Genomic DNA, 16893 nt, shown 5'->3' with positions numbered 1-16893 from the left:
TGAAACGCATGGCAATTGTTCTGGCCGCAGGTCAGGGCAAACGAATGAAATCCAAATTGTACAAAGTGCTGCATCCCGTATGCGGTAAACCTATGGTCGGACATGTGCTGGATGCAGCACTTCACGCAGGCGTGGAACGCAGTGTGGTCGTTGTCGGACATGGGGCCGAAGCGGTGCAGTCATTTTTAGGTTCCAGAGCAGAGTACGCGCTTCAAGCAGAACAGCTCGGTACGGGACATGCCGTGAAGCAGGTGAAATCGCTGCTGGGCAATGAAAGTGGATCAACTATTGTGGTTTGTGGTGACACTCCGCTTGTGACAAGCGAAACGCTGGAAGGTCTGATGAAGCTGCATGAGGAAAATGGAGCAGCTGCAACAGTGCTGACGGCTGAACTCGATAATCCCAAGGGATATGGACGTGTCATCCGCGGAGAAGACGGTTCCGTTCAGCGGATCGTAGAGCAGAAAGACTGCACGCCGCAGGAGGATGCAGTTAAGGAAATTAACACAGGTACGTATTGCTTCGATAACGCCAAGCTGTTCGCAGCACTGGAGAAGGTAACGAATGAGAATGCTCAGGGCGAATATTATCTGACAGACGTCATTGGCATCTTCAAGAATGAAGGCGAAGTTGTTGAGGCGTATATGTCTGATGATATTTCAGAGTCCATCGGTGTTAACGACAGACTTGCACTATCACAAGCAGAAGCATATATGCGTGAACGTCTGGCAGTGCGTCACATGCTGAATGGTGTAACAATCATCGATCCGTCATCGACATATATCGGAGCAGATGTTACCATTGGATCAGATACAGTATTGTATCCGGGAACCGTTCTTAAAGGCACTACATCGATCGGTGAAGCCTGCCATATTGGCCCACATGCGGATATCGAGGACAGCATTATACAAGACGGCGCAGCCATCAAACATTCCGTGGTGTCCAAGGCAGAGATTGGTCCAGATGCAACGGTAGGTCCATTTGCTAATTTGCGTCCAGGCACGAAATTAGGCCGAAACGTAAAAATTGGTGACTTTGTCGAAGTGAAAAATGCTACAATTGATGAAGGCTCCAAAGTGTCCCATCTGAGTTATATCGGGGATGCACAGGTAGGCAAAAACGTAAATGTAGGTTGCGGAGCAATAACGGTCAATTATGATGGTTATAATAAAGCTGTGACAACGATTGAAGATAATGCCTTTGTAGGCAGCAATGTCAATCTGATTGCACCGATCACCGTTGGTAAAGGTGCATATGTTGTTGCGGGCTCCACGGTTACACATAATGTTCCTGAGAATGATCTGGCGATTGCTCGTGCACGTCAGGAGAACAAGGCCGGTTACGCGGAGAAAATTCGCGGACGCGCCAAAGCCAAGAAACAAAACGCTAAACCCGAATAAAGGGTTTTGATAACCATCACCTCCCGGAATACGGGAGGTGCCGACATGTCGCAGACGCTTATAGATTCCAATGAACCAGCACGGAGGGTTTTTATTTTATGACTTATTTTGACTCGAAACTAAAAATATTTACTTGCAATTCTAACCCCAAGCTTGCCCATCAAATTGCGGATTATATCGGGATTCCTATGGGTGAATCTCATACAACCAGCTTTAGCGATGGCGAGATTCAAGTGAAACTCTCCGAGAGTGTTCGCGGCTGTCACGTATATATCGTACAGTCCACTTGCTTGCCGGTTAATGATAACCTGATGGAAATGCTGGTGATGATTGATGCATTGAAACGTGCATCTGCCAAGACCATTAACGTTGTAATCCCGTATTACGGCTATGCACGTCAAGATCGTAAAGCACGTTCACGTGATCCGATTACGGCGAAGCTGGTTGCTAATCTGATTGAAAAAGCAGGAGCAACACGTGTGATCGCAATGGACCTGCATGCCATGCAGATTCAAGGATTTTTTGATATTCCGGTTGACCATTTGCTTGGTGTGCCGATTCTGGCACAATATTTCCGCTCGAAACAGATTGAAAACCCGGTTGTTGTGTCACCTGACCACGGTGGTGTCGTGCGTGCGCGGAAGCTGGCTGATTTCCTGAATGCACCGCTCGCAATCATTGACAAACGTCGTCCTGAGCCGAACGTCAGTGAAGTCATGAACATTATCGGTAACATCGAAGGAAAAACAGCAATTCTGATCGATGACATCATTGATACGGCCGGAACGATTGTTCTTGGAGCCAATGCTTTGATGGAAGGCGGCGTGAAGGAAGTATATGCATGCTGTACTCACCCGGTATTGTCCGGTCCTGCAATGGAGCGTCTGGAAAATGCACCACTGAAGGAAGTCATCGTAACCGATACGATTCCAATTACACATGCCAATCCGACAAGCAAGCTCAAAGTGTTGTCCGTAGCGCCATTGCTTGGGGAAGCGATTATCCGTGTTCATGAGGAATTGTCTATCAGCAAGCTGTTTGAAATTGAATAAGATGTCTGCATAAAGTAGTAGAGGGGTTACGTCTTCCGGTTGAACGGAAAATGTAACCCCTGTCGGCGTGCCGTTTTTTTAATTAGGATGAACAAAGGGTGCCAACGTGCATTAATATCCCGGGCGGGAAATAAAGCGGAAGCGGCGTCTGTGAAAAAGTGTATCGGCAATTTCGACAAATTGACTATCGAAACGAGTAATTAAACCAATCTCGATATGGGTGTCACGGTCATATACCTGTACAGGCACGTGATGCTCCAGATGATAAATAAAGTCACTATGTTGAGTCAGTTGTCCGTTATCTTCGCGCAAAACCCGCTCACCTTCCTAGGTGGATAAAATGTTCGATATGTGCTTTCCTGATATTATATGAAATATAACATTCGAAGTCTATGCCTCGCCTCAGGCTAACCCGAAGGAGGGAATACGATGAAGTGGATTGTCGGACTTGGGAATCCAGGATCGAACTATGCCAAAACGCGGCATAATATCGGTTTTATGGCACTCGATCGTTTTGCAGAACGCCATAACATCTCGGTTACGCAAAATAAATGTAAAGCTCTTATCGGAGAGGGTAACATTGGTGGCGTCAAAACGGTGCTGATCAAACCGATGACTTATATGAACCTTTCCGGTGAATCCGTAAGGGCTTATATGGATTTTTATAAAGTGAGCCTGGAAGATCTGATCGTTGTGTACGACGATATGGATACCGAGATTGGCAAGGTGCGTTTGCGTTATCAGGGCAGCGCAGGTGGACATAATGGGATCAAGTCCATTATTCAGCATACAGGTACACAGCAGTTTAACCGGGTTCGCATGGGAATATCAAGGCCTGATCCGGGACATGCCATTGTGGATTATGTGCTGTCTACATTTATGAAAAAAGAAAAAGAAGCGCTGGAGCAAACTATTGAGCAGACATGTGATGCGCTCGAGTACAGCCTGACGAATACGTTTGAGCATACGATGGCCAAATTCAACGGTTAATATAATCCAGTACGACTGGAAAAAAGATCAAAATGACGACTTCAATTCAGACAATCTGGACATACTGGATGTATAAACCATGTTCAGGAGGCATAACTATGTCAGTGAATTATGTATGTCGGCATTGCCGTACTTTTATTGGGCAGATTGATTCGGCTAAAATTACAGAAGCACAGCTCGGTTTTCATTTCTTGACCCCCGACGAGCGGAGGGATATAATAGCGTATAATTCCGGTGGTGATGTGACCGTTCGCATTACATGTGATTATTGTAAGGAAGCGCTGGAGCATAACCCCGAGCTAAGCCTGCTTGCTAGTCCGCTTCAATAGACAACGCAGGTGGCGATGGCTGAAGTACGTTACCAATGAATGTACATTGAACAAATGACAGATGGGAAGGCCGCAATATGATTGCGGCCCGCCTTTTATAGCCTTGGCAGCCTGCTGAGGCTTCTTTTCAGTTGGAACAAAATCAGGGACTGATTCAGTCACCCTGCTCGAAGTTGAATTCCAGAGTAAGCCATATGAACAGATGTGGCAATGTTCCGAGTAATGCTTTATGATGAAACAGGACAAAAAGGAATAACTATCCAATTATAAAAAACGTTGATGACCATCAAAATGCTGCACAGATATGTGCAATATTCAAGAAAGTTATAAGAGAGGTGCCCCTTTTGTTACAAGCACTCATACAGGCTTTTTCCAAAGACCCGGACTTTACGTCCATTACGGCCGGGGTTAAATCCGGCATGAAGGAGCAGCTGGTTTCCGGCCTATCCGGTTCGGCTCGTCAGATTATGCTGGCAGCACTGCATCAGGAGATGGACCGTCCACTGCTCGTCGTGACACATAATATGTTTTCCGCACAAAAGATTGCAGAAGATTTGCAGGAAGCGCTTTCACCGGAGCAGGTGCTAATCTATCCGGCTAATGAACTTGTTGCCGCTGAGGCAGCCGTATCAAGTCCGGAGACGCTTGCTCAGCGTATAGAGGTATTGGTCCGCTGTGCCCAAGGGTTCAGGGGCATTGTTGTCATTCCCTTTTCCGGGGTAAGACGTTATGTTCCACTGCCGGAAGTTATGGCGAATGCTCACATTCAGATTAAACAGGGCAACACACTTCAGCTGGATTCATTTCTGCTGGAGATGGTGACGCTGGGATATGAGCGCGTGGAACGCGTTGAATCTCGCGGGGAGATGAGCGTTCGCGGAGGAATTATTGACTTTTATCCAGTGACTTCATCGATTGCATATCGGGTGGAGTTATTTGACGACGAGATTGATTCAATCCGTACGTTTGATCCGGCAGATCAGCGTTCGATTGAACGGATAGAAGAGATTACCGTGCTGCCATGCAAGGAATTGATTGCAGATCGGGAGCGTATGGAGAAAGCAGCCGACACGGCGGCAATTCTGCTGGAGCAGCAGCTGGAGAAAATGACGGATCGTCAGGCCAAGCTGCGGCTGCGGGAAGAGATGCACCGGGAGATTGAGCTGCTGCGTCAGCATGTCTATTTTTCGGAAATGTACAAATACATCTCCCCGCTTTATCCAGAAAATAAAACGATTTATGACTATATGCCAGAAGATACAATACTGGTGATGGATGAGCCGGCGAGATTGTCGGAAACCTCGAAACAACTGGACAGGGACGAATCGGAGTGGAACCTGCATCTGATGCAAAATGGTAAGACACTGCCTGATCTGCCGTTATCGGCAGATGGGGACGAGCTACTCTATGAGCGTTCGTTCCAGACCATATTTATGTCGATCTTCTTGCGTCAGGTGCCACATACACAGCCTCAGAACATTCTGAACTTTATTAGCCGCGGTATGCAGGATTTCCACGGGCAGATGAACGTGCTGAAGGCAGAGATGGAACGCTGGCAGAAGGCAGGCGTTCAGGTGCTGATGCTGGCTAATGGTGAAGAGCGTATGGATCGGATGCGCCGTGTGCTGCAGGATTACGACATCCCTGAGCCAGAGATGCTGAATGGCAACTTGCAGACCGGTTTCGAGATGCCGTCCATTCATTTGGCGGTCATTACGGAAGGCGAGATGTTCTCGCAGAAGCAGCGTAAAGCCCGCAAGCCGATTCGAAACATCGACAATGCCGAGCGCATTAAGTCCTATAGTGAGCTGAAAGTGGGCGATTATGTCGTTCACCAGAATCACGGGATTGGTAAATATCTCGGGATAGGCACACTTGAAGTCGCTGGCATCCACAAGGACTACATGCACATTCTGTATGCAGGCGGCGACAAGTTGTCTGTTCCTATTGAGCAGATTGATCTGATTCAGAAGTATGTGGGTTCCGAAGAGAAGGAGCCGAAGATATACAAGCTGGGCGGTAACGAGTGGACACGGGTTAAAAATAAAGTTCGTTCCTCCGTTCAGGATATCGCTGATGATCTGATCAAGCTCTACGCTGAACGTCAAACATCCAAAGGATACGGCTTCGACAAGGACTCTGCTGAGCAGCAGGAATTTGAAGACATGTTCCCTTACGATGAGACACGGGATCAGATGCGTGCGATTGAGGAAATCAAAAAAGATATGGAACAAAACCGTCCAATGGATCGTTTATTGTGTGGAGACGTTGGTTACGGCAAAACGGAAGTAGCTATTCGGGCTGCGTTCAAAGCGGCGATCGAGGGAAAACAGGTGGCGGTGCTTGTTCCGACAACGATTCTGGCCCAGCAGCACTATGAGACGTTCCGCGAGCGTTTCTCGGGTTATCCGTTCAACATTCATGTGCTTAGCCGATTCCGTTCCCGTAAGGAACAAAATGAGACAGCAAAGGGCATTAAATCCGGTACAGTTGATATTGTTATCGGTACGCACCGTTTGCTGTCACAGGATCTGGTATTTAAAGATCTCGGACTGCTCATTGTCGATGAAGAGCAGCGTTTCGGTGTAACCCATAAGGAGAAACTGAAAAAGCTCAAAACCAACGTGGACGTGCTGACCCTTACAGCGACGCCGATTCCGCGTACGTTGCACATGTCGATGCTGGGTGTGCGTGACTTGTCTGTTATTGAAACACCGCCAGAGAATCGTTTCCCTGTTCAAACGTATGTAGTGGAACACAGTCAGGCGCTGGTTCGTGAAGCGATCGAGCGTGAGCTTGCACGTGGCGGCCAGGTGTATTATCTCTATAACCGCGTGCAGGGCATCCAGGAGATGGCTGCGGAAATTTCGGAGCTGGTGCCGGAAGCCAAGGTGGGCGTAGGGCATGGTCAGATGACCGAAACGGAGCTGGAGAAGACGATCCTCGACTTCCTGGACGGAGAGTATGATGTACTGGTGAGCACCAGCATCATCGAGACCGGTGTAGATATTCCGAATGTAAATACATTAATTGTGCATGATGCGGATAAAATGGGACTGTCACAGCTTTACCAGCTGCGCGGAAGGGTAGGTCGGTCCAACCGGATTGCCTATGCGTATTTCACGTACCAGCGGGATAAAGTGCTGACCGAAGTGGCAGAGAAGCGTCTGCAATCCATCAAGGAATTCACTGAGCTGGGTTCAGGCTTCAAAATTGCGATGCGTGACTTGTCCATTCGTGGCGCAGGCAACCTGCTTGGAGCGGAGCAGCATGGATTCATTGCTTCCGTCGGGTTCGATCTGTATTCACAGATGCTCGCTGAAGAGATCAACAAACGCAAAGTTACCATGCTGGGTGAAGAGCCGGTGCCTTCGGATCAGTGGAATACCACGCTGGATCTCAGCATGGATGCCTACTTGCCATCTGACTATATTTATGACAGTATTCAGAAGATCGAGATTTATAAAAAGGTGGCCGTCATTTCTTCCTTCGACGATGCAATGGAGCTGGAAGACGAACTGGTTGACCGCTTCGGTGATCTGCCAGAGGCTGTCATTAACCTGATGGCCGTGGCGCGGCTCAAAGTGTACGGCAAAATCTACGGAATTGAGTCGATTACACAGCGCGGGGATGACCTTACATTGAAGTTCTATGAGGGGCGTGAAAATGCCTTCGAGCTCTCAAAAATCTCACACATTGGAAATCAGTTCGAAAGACGTGTACAATTTGAACAAGGACCCCAAATGCTGATTCATGTCAAAGGCAAGGGGCTTGGGGATAAGCAACTGATGGAGCTGGTAGAGAAATTTCTGGAGTCCATGAAGACTGCTTTTAAATCAAAGGGGGAACTAAAAGATGTTAGCAAAGTATAAAAAAGTGGGAAAAGTGCTGTCCGTAAGTTTGGTGGCAGTACTGTCCCTGTCCTTGCTTGCTGCATGCGGCAAGAAGGAAGAAGCGAAAGCGCCGGAATCAAAGGATACCAGTGCTGTCGTAGCAACATATGATGGTGGCACGATTACAGCGAATGAATTCGACCTGGAGCAGCGTGTCATGAAGTTCCTCTATCCTGAATATGCACAAATGATGGATATGGATGATTTCAAGGAATACCTGGTTAAACAGGAAGTTGCTTATGAATATTTGAGCGGCAAAGCGAGTGAGGAAGCAAAAACAGCAGGTGCGAAAACAGCAACCGAACAGTTCGACAAAATGAAGGCTTCTGTGGAGCAAAATCAATGGACTGAGATGTTGAAAGCTCAAAATCTGACAGATCAGAACATTAAAGACTATATGACTCGTATTATGACGGTAATCAAGGACAAAGAGACAGGTGTAACCGAAGATGCGCTGAAGGCGGAGTTTGAGAAAAACAAAGATCAGTTCACAACGGCATCTGTACGTCATGTGTTGATTAACTTTACTGATCCTAAAACACAAAAAGAGCGTAAGAAAGAAGACGCTTTGAAAATTGCAAAAGATGTAAAAGCAAAATTGGATGGCGGAGCGGACTTTGCCGAGATTGCAAAAAAATACTCTGAAGATCCAGGTTCTGCTGAAAAAGGCGGACTGTATGAGAATACACCGGTTTCCACTTGGGTAGAGGCGTTCAAGGAAGCAGCGAAAACATTGCCACTGAACAAAATCAGTGATCCGGTTGAAACAGAGTACGGTTACCACATCATGAAGGTGGAAGCTCGTACGGAAGCAGATTACGCCAAATTGACGGCTGAACAGAAAGAAACACTGAAAAGCCAGCTGGCTGCAGCTGAAATCGATACATTCATGCAAAAAGATCTGGAAAAAATCATCAAAGAAGTGAAGCTTCCTAAAACCGAGAAGAAAGAGGAAGGCACAAGCGGTACGGAAGGTACAACAGGAACAGGTACAGAAGGTACAACAGGAACAGGTACAGAAGGTACGACAGGTACAGAGGGAACCAAGACAGACGAATCCAAAACCGATTCCAAAGGTACCGATGCGAAGACAGATCAAGGAACAGGTACAACTACGGATTCGAAAACCGAAGAGGGTACAAGCAGTAAATAAAGTGTAACGCAGCCGTGCGATGCACTTCAGGGAAGCTCTGAAGACCTGACAGAGCGGGTTATGGGCACGTTATACAGGACAAGCTCTTATATGAAGCACAGAAAGAACGACAAGGTTCTTTCTGTGCTTTGTTTTCTTTTTGCAAAAGATTATTAACGATATTCCCTAAAGCATGTATAAGGACTTGGGAACAGATGAATACTATGGTCAAGAAATCACACTAAACGTTCTGGGACTTTCCTCTACCCATTAAGGAACAGTAGTTGAAAAATCTTCTCGAGAAAGTGGGGCAACATGTAAAATGAAAGCTACTGGTATTGTCCGCCGTATAGATGACCTGGGTCGTGTGGTCATTCCAAAAGAGATTCGTCGTACGTTACGTATTCGTGAAGGAGATCCGCTTGAGATTTTCGTGGATCGGGATGGTGAAGTTATATTAAAAAAATATTCACCGATCGGCGAGCTCGGCGATTTCGCCAAAGAATATGCAGAATCGTTATATGAGAGTACAGGTCACGTGACGATGATTTCTGACCGGGATACCATAATCACGGTGGCAGGCGGCTCCAAGAAGGAATATTTGGACAAGCAGATTGGCAGCCTTGTAGAGAGCTGTATGGAGAACCGCAAAACGATGATTGAAGCAACAAGCGGCACCTATGAGATTAGCAAAGATCACGATGAGACGTTATCCTCGTTTGTTATTGCGCCGATTATTTCTGGAGGCGATCCGATTGGAACGGTCATTCTGTACAACAAGGATGAATCCGTGAAGATGTCTCAGATGGAAACCAAAATGGCTGAGACTGCTGCGGGTTTCCTTGGCAAACAAATGGAACAATAGACAGCAGCTGAACTCCTGTGAGCCTGTATCGGGCATACGGGAGTTTTTGCTTTGTTGGAGTGATTGATCGAAATGGAGCAACTTTTGGCTTTGTGAAGCAAAACAAGGGAAGCGACAGATCGAACAAGAGCGGATTCGTCTGTGTGCCTTCTGGCAGGTATAATAGCTAAGGGAGCTTTATGCTCCGTTTGTTGAATGTCAGGGTGCACACAGGAGGAACCAGAAAGTTATGAAACATTTATCTTCAGGTACAAGGCTGCTGCAGGGAGCGTTTATTCTAGGGCTTGCCGCCATCATCTCCAAAATCATCGGTGCTTTTCAGAAGATTCCATTGCAAAATCTGGGGGGAGACGGTGTTTTTGGCATCTACAACACAGTCTATCCGTTATATATGCTTATCATTACGATTGCTGCTGCAGGGCTGCCGCTGGCTGTGTCCAAGTTTGTAGCAGAGCAGCAAGCGCTGGGCCAGTGGGCAGAGAGCCGAAGAATTATTCGAATATCCTCGCTGCTGCTCGCAGGATTCGGATTCATCACGGCGATAGTGATGTATGCCAGCGCGCCATGGATTGCAGCACTGATCGGCAATCAGCATGTTATTCCGTCGATTCGTGCTGCATCCCTGGCGCTGTTATGTGTGCCGCTGATGACAGGTTTGCGCGGATATTTTCAAGGTATGCAGCAGATGATGCCTACAGCGATATCACAGGTGGTCGAACAGACGGTGCGAGTGACGGTTATGATCGTTGTTCTGTTATGGCTGATTCGTCAGGAGGCTTCAATTGAAACGGTTGCCGCAGGAGCAATGCTGGGCTCGGTGGCAGGCGGATGTGCTGGACTTGCCGTGATGTTAGCATTCGTATACTGGCATCGGCGGAAAGAGCGGACAGAGCATGCAGAGCGTATGGTGGTTGGAGAAGCGTTGTATGCAAGTTCGGAGCGGGTGGAGGATACGGAAAAGACGGGACAGTTCGGGGGTGCTTTGCAAGATGGTACCCGATATGCTGGAAGCAGGAACAAGGCAGATGAAAATGGGGGGGAAACAGCAGCCGTGCACAATGCTGCTCCGGCAGAGGCCAGTGCACAAGCCAGGGAGCCTAAGCGTACCACCGCAGAATGGATACGCACATTGCTGATCTATGCCATCCCGGTCTGTCTTGGCTCACTCGCAGTGCCGTTGATGAATCTGGTGGATACGTTCACGGTTCCGCGTTTGCTGCAGGGTGAAGGGCTGGATGAGGTGCAGACGATGGTATCGTTCGGCATTTACAACCGCGGCTTGCCGCTGGTGCAGCTGGTGACGATGCTGGCTACGTCACTCTCGGTGCTGTTTATTCCGGCGATGGCCGAAGCACGTCTGAAGGGCGGGCCGGAAGCCGTCAGGCAGCAAGCAGGCGCAGCGCTGCGCTGGTTCTGGCTTATCGGTCTGGCGGCATCCGCAGGTCTTGCGGTGCTGGCTGATCCGATTAACCGCATGCTGTACGGGGATGCCGCAGGCACCGAAGCATTGCGGTACATGGCGCTGACGGCAGCGGGCAGCACCGTCAGTATTATCGCGGCGGCGCTGCTGCAGGGCCTCGGCGCCGTGCGCGCTCCCGCGTTCAGCATGCTGACAGCCGCAGGCGTCAAGGTGCTGCTGAACGTCATGCTTGTGCCGACGCTGGGCATCAGCGGCGCGGCGATTGCGGGCGCAGCCGCTTATATGCTGGCGGCTGGCCTGAATGTGGCGCGGCTGGCGCGGCTTACCGCCATGCGCCCTGCCCCTGGCGCCGTCCTGGCGAAGCCGGCGCTGGTGATCGCCGCCATGAGCCTGGCGGCGCTGGGCATGGCCTGGGCCGCCGAAGCGGTGCTCGGCGGCGTGGGCATCGCAGCCACGCATCGGCTGGCTGCGATGGGCGAAAGCCTGCTGGGCATTGCCGCAGGCACAGCCGTGTTTGTGCTGGCCGCGGCCCGGACTGGGCTGCTGACCGCCGCAGAGCTGGCAGCCTTGCCGAAGCTGGGGCCGCGTCTGGCAGGGCTGCTGCGCAGACTGCGTGTACTGCACTAACCCATGGATCGCAGCTGCAGCCTGTGTCTGCACTGTTCTGAGGAACAGAAATTGTAGTGCAGTCAACGCACAAGATCGCACAGGTGGACAGATCCGGTTCAGCACGATATGCAGCGTGTTTTCTTATGTATGAGAATGCAAAGAATGGACATTGTAGAGTCTGCCAAACCCCCATGATGCAGATGGGATTATAGGATATCTACAGATTCTGGTATAATACGTGTAATTATCGAGCGCCAACCTGTTCGGTCGGAATAGACATGTTTATTGGTCATAAATGCGCCAAAGGGCCAAAGGAATAAGCATTGTGGAAGTATTGACGAGCAGGACGGTTCGGATGGAGGTTTAATCGCAATGAGTGCAGCGTTAACAGTGGTAGGCCTGAGTTCCGGGGATGCGGACCAGCTCACATTAGGTATTATTAAAAAAATGAAGCATGCGGCTACATTATATGTACGCACATTGGATCATCCAGTATTGAATGATCTGCAGCAGGAGGGGCTGGAGATGACGTCGTTCGACGCCATCTATGAGTCAAAATCCTCTTTCCCGGAGGTCTATGAGGAGATTGCAAGCCAATTGATCGAGGCTGCGCGCACGGGGGCTCCCGGCACCGAGATTGTCTATGCCGTACCGGGCCATCCGATGGTAGCCGAAGCCAGTGTAAGACTGCTGAAGGAGCGCTGCCCACAGCAGGGTATCTCTCTGCGGATCATGGGCGGGGAGAGCTTTCTGGATGAAGCATTTATCCGGCTGGGCTTTGACCCCATTGAAGGCTTTCAGCTGCTGGACGCCAGCAGTCTGAATCCTGAACTGGTTCAGCCGCAGCTGCACACGTTAATCGGACAAGTATACGATGTGTTCACTGCTTCGGATGTGAAGCTGTGTCTGATGGAGGTTTACCCGGATGATTATCCCGTGTATGTAGGCCATGCACTTGGTGTGCAGGGTCAGGAGGTCATTCACAAGGTGCCGCTGCATGAACTGGATCGTACTCCCGGTTATGGCAATCTGTCATTAATTTATGTTCCTAAAAATACAGATGATACGCTGCGCCGTCGCTCTTTTGCGCGGCTGCATGAGATCGTCAACATTCTTCGCAGCCCGGGTGGCTGCCCGTGGGATCAGGAGCAGACACATCAGTCCATCCGTAAAAACCTGATTGAAGAAACATACGAGGTCATTGAAACTATTGATGAGGATGACCCGGACCATATGAAGGAGGAGCTGGGGGACTTGCTGCTGCAGATCATGCTGCACTCCCAGATGGAAGAAGAGATCGGTACATTTAATGTGTATGATGTGATCGAGGGGTTGAATGATAAGCTGATCTTCCGTCATCCTCACGTTTTTGGTGATAATCAGGCCGAAGATGCGAATGAAGCGTTGCAAAACTGGGAACAGATGAAGGCAGAGGAGAAAAAGCGCAAAGGTCAAGATGTGCAGAAGGCTTCTGTGCTGGATGGCATACCGCGTGATCTGCCTGCGCTTATGAAAGGCTACAAGCTCCAGAAGAAAGCGGCCAAGGTTGGATTTGACTGGGATAATGTGGAGGGTGTATTTGCCAAAATCGAGGAAGAGCTCTCCGAACTGAAGGAAGCCGTGCAGCAGGGACATGATGCCGAGGCTCGCAAGCTGGAGCTTGGAGATGTACTGTTTGCTACAGCTAACGTGGCGCGTTTTATTGATACTGACCCGGAGGAGGCACTTGCAGCTACCAACCGCAAGTTTGTCGCCAGATTCCAATTCATCGAGGAACGGCTGCGTGAGCAGGGTAAAACCCCTGCGGACAGCTCGGTAGAAGAGATGGAGCAGTTCTGGCAGCAAGCCAAAAAGGCAGGACTGTAGCGGATTCGTTTGTCAAAATACCCAAACTTCTTATTTCAATTAAGCCTGCCCGTATGTTATGATTATACGAACATGTGTTCATGACGATATGCGAAACCTGATAAATGAATGGGATTACAGGTAAATGGCGGTGTTTAACAAGAGAACGTTTCGGGTACTGGACTTAGACGAATCTCTGCGATAGTGCGACAAATGCTAAAAAAAGTCGCAGGCCAAGGCAGGAATTTAGCATGCAAGCCAGAATACATGTGTAGTAACCGTGCGAGGATTAGCTTGGCCCACATAAGGCTGCTAGGCCCGCAGATACTTTTTTTTCAATTTGGGAGGCTTTTAAACATGAACAAAACAGACTTGATCAACAACATTTCTAACAAAAGCGGTTTGACTAAGAAAGATGTCGAGTCCGTATTGAATGGCTTTTTGGGCGAAATTACAGATGCACTTGCTAGCGGCGACAAAGTACAATTGATCGGCTTTGGCACTTTTGAAACCCGCAAACGCTCCGGTCGTACCGGACGCAACCCGCAAACAGGGAATGAGATCGTGATTCCTGAGTCCACTGTTCCTGCATTCAAAGCAGGTAACAAACTTAAAGAAGCTGTAAAATAATGCGTCTTGATAAATTCCTGAAGGTATCTCGGCTGATCAAACGCCGCACGGTAGCCAAAGACGTGTCTGAACAAGGACGTGTTCTGGTGAACGGACGGGAAGCGAAACCCAGCGCTGCTGTTAAAGTAGGCGATGAGCTGACGGTTCAGTTTGGTCAGAAGCTGGTCACCGTGAAGGTGGAGCGTCTTGCCGAGAGCACCAAGAAGGATGAGGCGAGCAGCCTCTATACCTTGGTTAAGGAAGAGCCGATTGCCAAGGATAACGGGATGGACTGGTAGTTCCGATCCCGTACATGTATCATTTTATACTGCTTAAAACGTCCTTCCGGTACCGGAAGGGCGTTTTTTTGCCTGCATGCAAGAGAGAAGGGAAATGATCTGTGGGCAGTGGTTCTATTCTCTGGCTCTCATCCATAAGCTATGTACTAAAGAAGGAGGGGTACATGCCATGGTTGAGCACGGAGGGAAGGCCAAACAGCATCATTTGAGCATGCAAAATCGGAAACTGCTGGACTTGACAGGAGTCTCCAATGTGGAGAGCTTTGACAGTGAGGAATTTCTGCTACAGACCGAGCTTGGGCATCTGACCATCCGGGGGCATAATTTACATATCAAAAACCTGAGCCTGGAGGAAGGTTTGTTATCCATTGAGGGCACGGTCAGCTCGCTTCAATATCTGGACCCCGGTTCCCAGTCCAAAAACAGTAAAGGCCTGTTCGGCAAGATGTTCCGATGATTCTTGATGCGCAGTGGATCACACTGACCTGGATGCTGTTATCGGGAGTCGTGATGGGCGTGGCTTACGACAGTTACCGGGTACTGTCCGGTCAGCTGAGATTTCCAAGGTGGAGCATCCATACGCTTGATCTGTTGTACTGGGTTGCTTCCGCGCTGTTCGTGTTTCGGATGCTGTACGCCGGAAACCACGGACAGCTGCGGTTTTATGTCTTTTTGGGGCTGATTATCGGGGTTTGCTTCTATTTTTGGCTTTTAAGTGTTACAACCCAGCGTTTTGTGGTAATGTTAATTAAACTCGCAAGAACACTAATCCAGTGGTGTGGACATATCCTTAACATCCTGATTGTAATGCCAGTGAAGGGAATATATCGATTAGTACGTGTATTATTCGGCTTTATGCTTGCGATACTAATATTCCTGGGCAAACTGGTGCTGCAATGTTTAATCCCTTTCGGCAAATTGTTTCGCTGGATGTTCAGGCCGCTCCTGAGATATTGGGTAACGCCTCGATGGATGGTCCAAGCGGGTGCAAGAATTGCAGCGATATGGAAACGCTGGTTTCAAGGAGGTCCAGGTAATGAGTAGAACACCTGTGGGCAGAAAGAAAAGTCCAGCCAATCAAGGGAAGTCTGCCGGTGCGCGAAGACGTCTCATGATCTGGTTGACATTTGTAACCTGTTTTGCGATCTGGGCGGGATATACCTTTCTGGTGCAGAATGCGCAAATTTCGGACAAGAGTTCTTATTTGGCTCAACAGCAAACGTCCAAGCAGGATACGAAGCAGCAGCTGGAACAGCTGAAGTATGAAGTCAGCCGGTTGAAGGACCCTGAATACATAGGACAGCTGGCACGAAAAAAAGGATACTACCTGCCTGAAGAAACACCAATTCAGGTTGAAGGGGCAGGGAACTAATGGAATTTGGTCCTTTGCTGAGCAAGGCCTGATTTCAATACGTCTTATGCGGTTAAATCGGAAAAAATAGGCTCTCCATTGGGCTCTTGCTCAGTTGACCTTGGTTTATGGCATAAGGTATAATTACAAGTAGCGCAGCATTGATTTTGGCATTCAAAAAATCGGGTTGTATATTTTTAAGGGAGGATCATTTTATTCTATGGCAATTGAAGTGGGCACCAAGTTAGAGGGCAAGGTGACAGGAATCACGCATTTTGGAGCATTTGTGGATCTGTCAGGAGGTGTCACGGGTCTCGTTCACATCTCGGAAATCGCCGACAATTATGTCAAAGATGTCAACGACCACCTGAAGCTGAATGACCAAGTCACAGTAAAGGTTATCAACGTTGACAAGGACGGCAAGATCGGACTTTCCATCAAACAGGCTGTTGACAAACCGGTAGAGCAACAAACACAATCCAGACCCCCAAGAGCTCCTAGACCGGAACGCAGTGGAGGAGATCGCGAACGATTCGGCGGCGGAGGCCCAAGTGGTGGCCAAGGTCGTGGTGGTGGCGGTGGATTTAACCGTGACCGCGGAGGCCGTTCTTTTAAGCCCGCAGCAGGCAAACCTTCATTTGAGGATAAAATGTCACGCTTCCTGAAAGATAGTGAAGAACGTATTTCTTCGCTTAAGAAGAATACAGAGGGCAAACGCGGCGGCCGTGGCGCGAAGCGTGTGTAATCTGTCCAACCTGATTTGAAATATATAAGCAGAACCGTTAGCCAATCGGCTGACGGTTTTTTTGTGCTTCCCCAGGTTATGTTCAGCGAATGTTGAAGAGGCTGTTGTTCCGATTCTGATTTCGGCGAAACCTCGGAGAGGAATTCGTTTTATGCTGAGCCATGACATCATTTCTACTCTCCAGTGAACCGCTAGACGGAATGATAAGAACATTTGTCGTCTACCATTTTTTACCGACAGGTTTCCGTGGCATTCCCCAGTTATCCTGCTCAGATCGTGGCGACACCTTCCAGCTTCACGTTCAAAATCAGACATGCGGATCGGAGCGGATCTGCTCTGGAATACGAGAAACTA

General features: G+C 48.9%; 16 protein-coding genes. 15 read left to right on the top strand and 1 reads right to left on the bottom strand.

Annotated elements, in window-relative coordinates:
- Positions 1–8 precede the first annotated feature (8 nt).
- Both glmU and HNR77_RS24695 read left to right on the top strand, forming a co-directional pair.
- On the top strand, positions 9–1400 hold the full coding sequence (gene glmU, locus HNR77_RS24700; RefSeq protein ID WP_221443994.1) for a bifunctional UDP-N-acetylglucosamine diphosphorylase/glucosamine-1-phosphate N-acetyltransferase GlmU: 1392 nt from the start codon (positions 9–11) through the stop codon (positions 1398–1400).
- A gap of 98 nt (positions 1401–1498) precedes the next feature.
- Positions 1499–2452: a ribose-phosphate diphosphokinase gene (locus HNR77_RS24695; protein ID WP_017691370.1), complete on the top strand. Its 954-nt coding sequence runs from the start codon at positions 1499–1501 to the stop codon at positions 2450–2452.
- Between the two features lie 111 nt (positions 2453–2563).
- Here the strand turns inward: HNR77_RS24695 and HNR77_RS24690 are convergent, their stop codons facing one another.
- Positions 2564–2764, bottom strand: coding sequence for a hypothetical protein (locus tag HNR77_RS24690; protein WP_110899227.1), 201 nt, complete (start codon positions 2762–2764; stop codon positions 2564–2566).
- 117 nt (positions 2765–2881) lie between these two features.
- On the opposite strand from HNR77_RS24690, the gene pth reads away from it, so the two are divergent.
- The 13 genes from pth to HNR77_RS24625 all read left to right on the top strand — a co-directional run bounded on the left by pth (position 2882) and on the right by HNR77_RS24625 (position 16539).
- On the top strand, positions 2882–3442 hold the full coding sequence (gene pth / locus HNR77_RS24685; RefSeq protein WP_111273254.1) for an aminoacyl-tRNA hydrolase: 561 nt from the start codon (positions 2882–2884) through the stop codon (positions 3440–3442).
- Positions 3443–3540: 98 nt separating this feature from the next.
- Complete coding sequence (fin, locus tag HNR77_RS24680; protein WP_111273255.1) at positions 3541–3771, top strand: anti-sigma-F factor Fin; 231 nt, start codon at positions 3541–3543, stop codon at positions 3769–3771.
- A 344-nt stretch (positions 3772–4115) separates the two neighbouring features.
- A complete protein-coding gene (gene mfd / locus HNR77_RS24675; protein WP_184190162.1) occupies positions 4116–7643 on the top strand; it encodes a transcription-repair coupling factor in 3528 nt (1175 codons plus the stop codon).
- The gene (locus HNR77_RS24670; RefSeq protein ID WP_184190160.1) at positions 7627–8817 is read left to right on the top strand and encodes a peptidylprolyl isomerase; all 1191 of its coding nucleotides are present in this window, start codon (positions 7627–7629) and stop codon (positions 8815–8817) included. The genes mfd and HNR77_RS24670 overlap by 17 nt, the downstream gene beginning before the upstream one ends.
- A 301-nt stretch (positions 8818–9118) precedes the next feature.
- On the top strand, positions 9119–9661 hold the full coding sequence (gene spoVT / locus HNR77_RS24665) for a stage V sporulation protein T (protein ID WP_184190158.1): 543 nt from the start codon (positions 9119–9121) through the stop codon (positions 9659–9661).
- Positions 9662–9890: 229 nt separating this feature from the next.
- Positions 9891–11708 (top strand): putative polysaccharide biosynthesis protein, encoded by a 1818-nt coding sequence (locus HNR77_RS24660; RefSeq protein WP_184190156.1) that lies wholly within the window; start codon positions 9891–9893, stop codon positions 11706–11708.
- A 354-nt stretch (positions 11709–12062) separates the two neighbouring features.
- A complete protein-coding gene (yabN, locus tag HNR77_RS24655) occupies positions 12063–13556 on the top strand; it encodes a bifunctional methyltransferase/pyrophosphohydrolase YabN (RefSeq protein ID WP_184190154.1) in 1494 nt (497 codons plus the stop codon).
- A 336-nt stretch (positions 13557–13892) separates the two neighbouring features.
- The gene (locus tag HNR77_RS24650) at positions 13893–14165 is read left to right on the top strand and encodes an HU family DNA-binding protein (RefSeq protein ID WP_090924617.1); all 273 of its coding nucleotides are present in this window, start codon (positions 13893–13895) and stop codon (positions 14163–14165) included.
- Positions 14165–14443: an RNA-binding S4 domain-containing protein gene (locus tag HNR77_RS24645; protein ID WP_090924618.1), complete on the top strand. Its 279-nt coding sequence runs from the start codon at positions 14165–14167 to the stop codon at positions 14441–14443. The genes HNR77_RS24650 and HNR77_RS24645 overlap by 1 nt, the downstream gene beginning before the upstream one ends.
- Positions 14444–14612: 169 nt before the next feature.
- Entirely contained in the window at positions 14613–14900 is a 288-nt protein-coding gene (gene yabP / locus HNR77_RS24640; RefSeq protein ID WP_110899219.1) for a sporulation protein YabP, read from the top strand.
- Positions 14897–15487, top strand: coding sequence for a spore cortex biosynthesis protein YabQ (gene yabQ / locus HNR77_RS24635; RefSeq protein WP_184190152.1), 591 nt, complete (start codon positions 14897–14899; stop codon positions 15485–15487). Before yabP ends, yabQ begins: the two co-directional genes overlap by 4 nt.
- Positions 15480–15815 (top strand): FtsB family cell division protein, encoded by a 336-nt coding sequence (locus HNR77_RS24630; protein WP_145406572.1) that lies wholly within the window; start codon positions 15480–15482, stop codon positions 15813–15815. Before yabQ ends, HNR77_RS24630 begins: the two co-directional genes overlap by 8 nt.
- A gap of 199 nt (positions 15816–16014) precedes the next feature.
- A complete protein-coding gene (locus tag HNR77_RS24625) occupies positions 16015–16539 on the top strand; it encodes a S1 domain-containing RNA-binding protein (RefSeq protein ID WP_110899216.1) in 525 nt (174 codons plus the stop codon).
- The last annotated feature ends 354 nt before the right edge of the window (positions 16540–16893 follow it).

Origin of the sequence: Paenibacillus sp. JGP012, assembly GCF_014203995.1 — a bacterium.
Lineage (GTDB): Bacteria > Bacillota > Bacilli > Paenibacillales > Paenibacillaceae > Paenibacillus > Paenibacillus silvae.
Note: the sequence above shows the minus strand (reverse complement) of the source record. Positions and strands in the feature narration are given on the sequence as shown.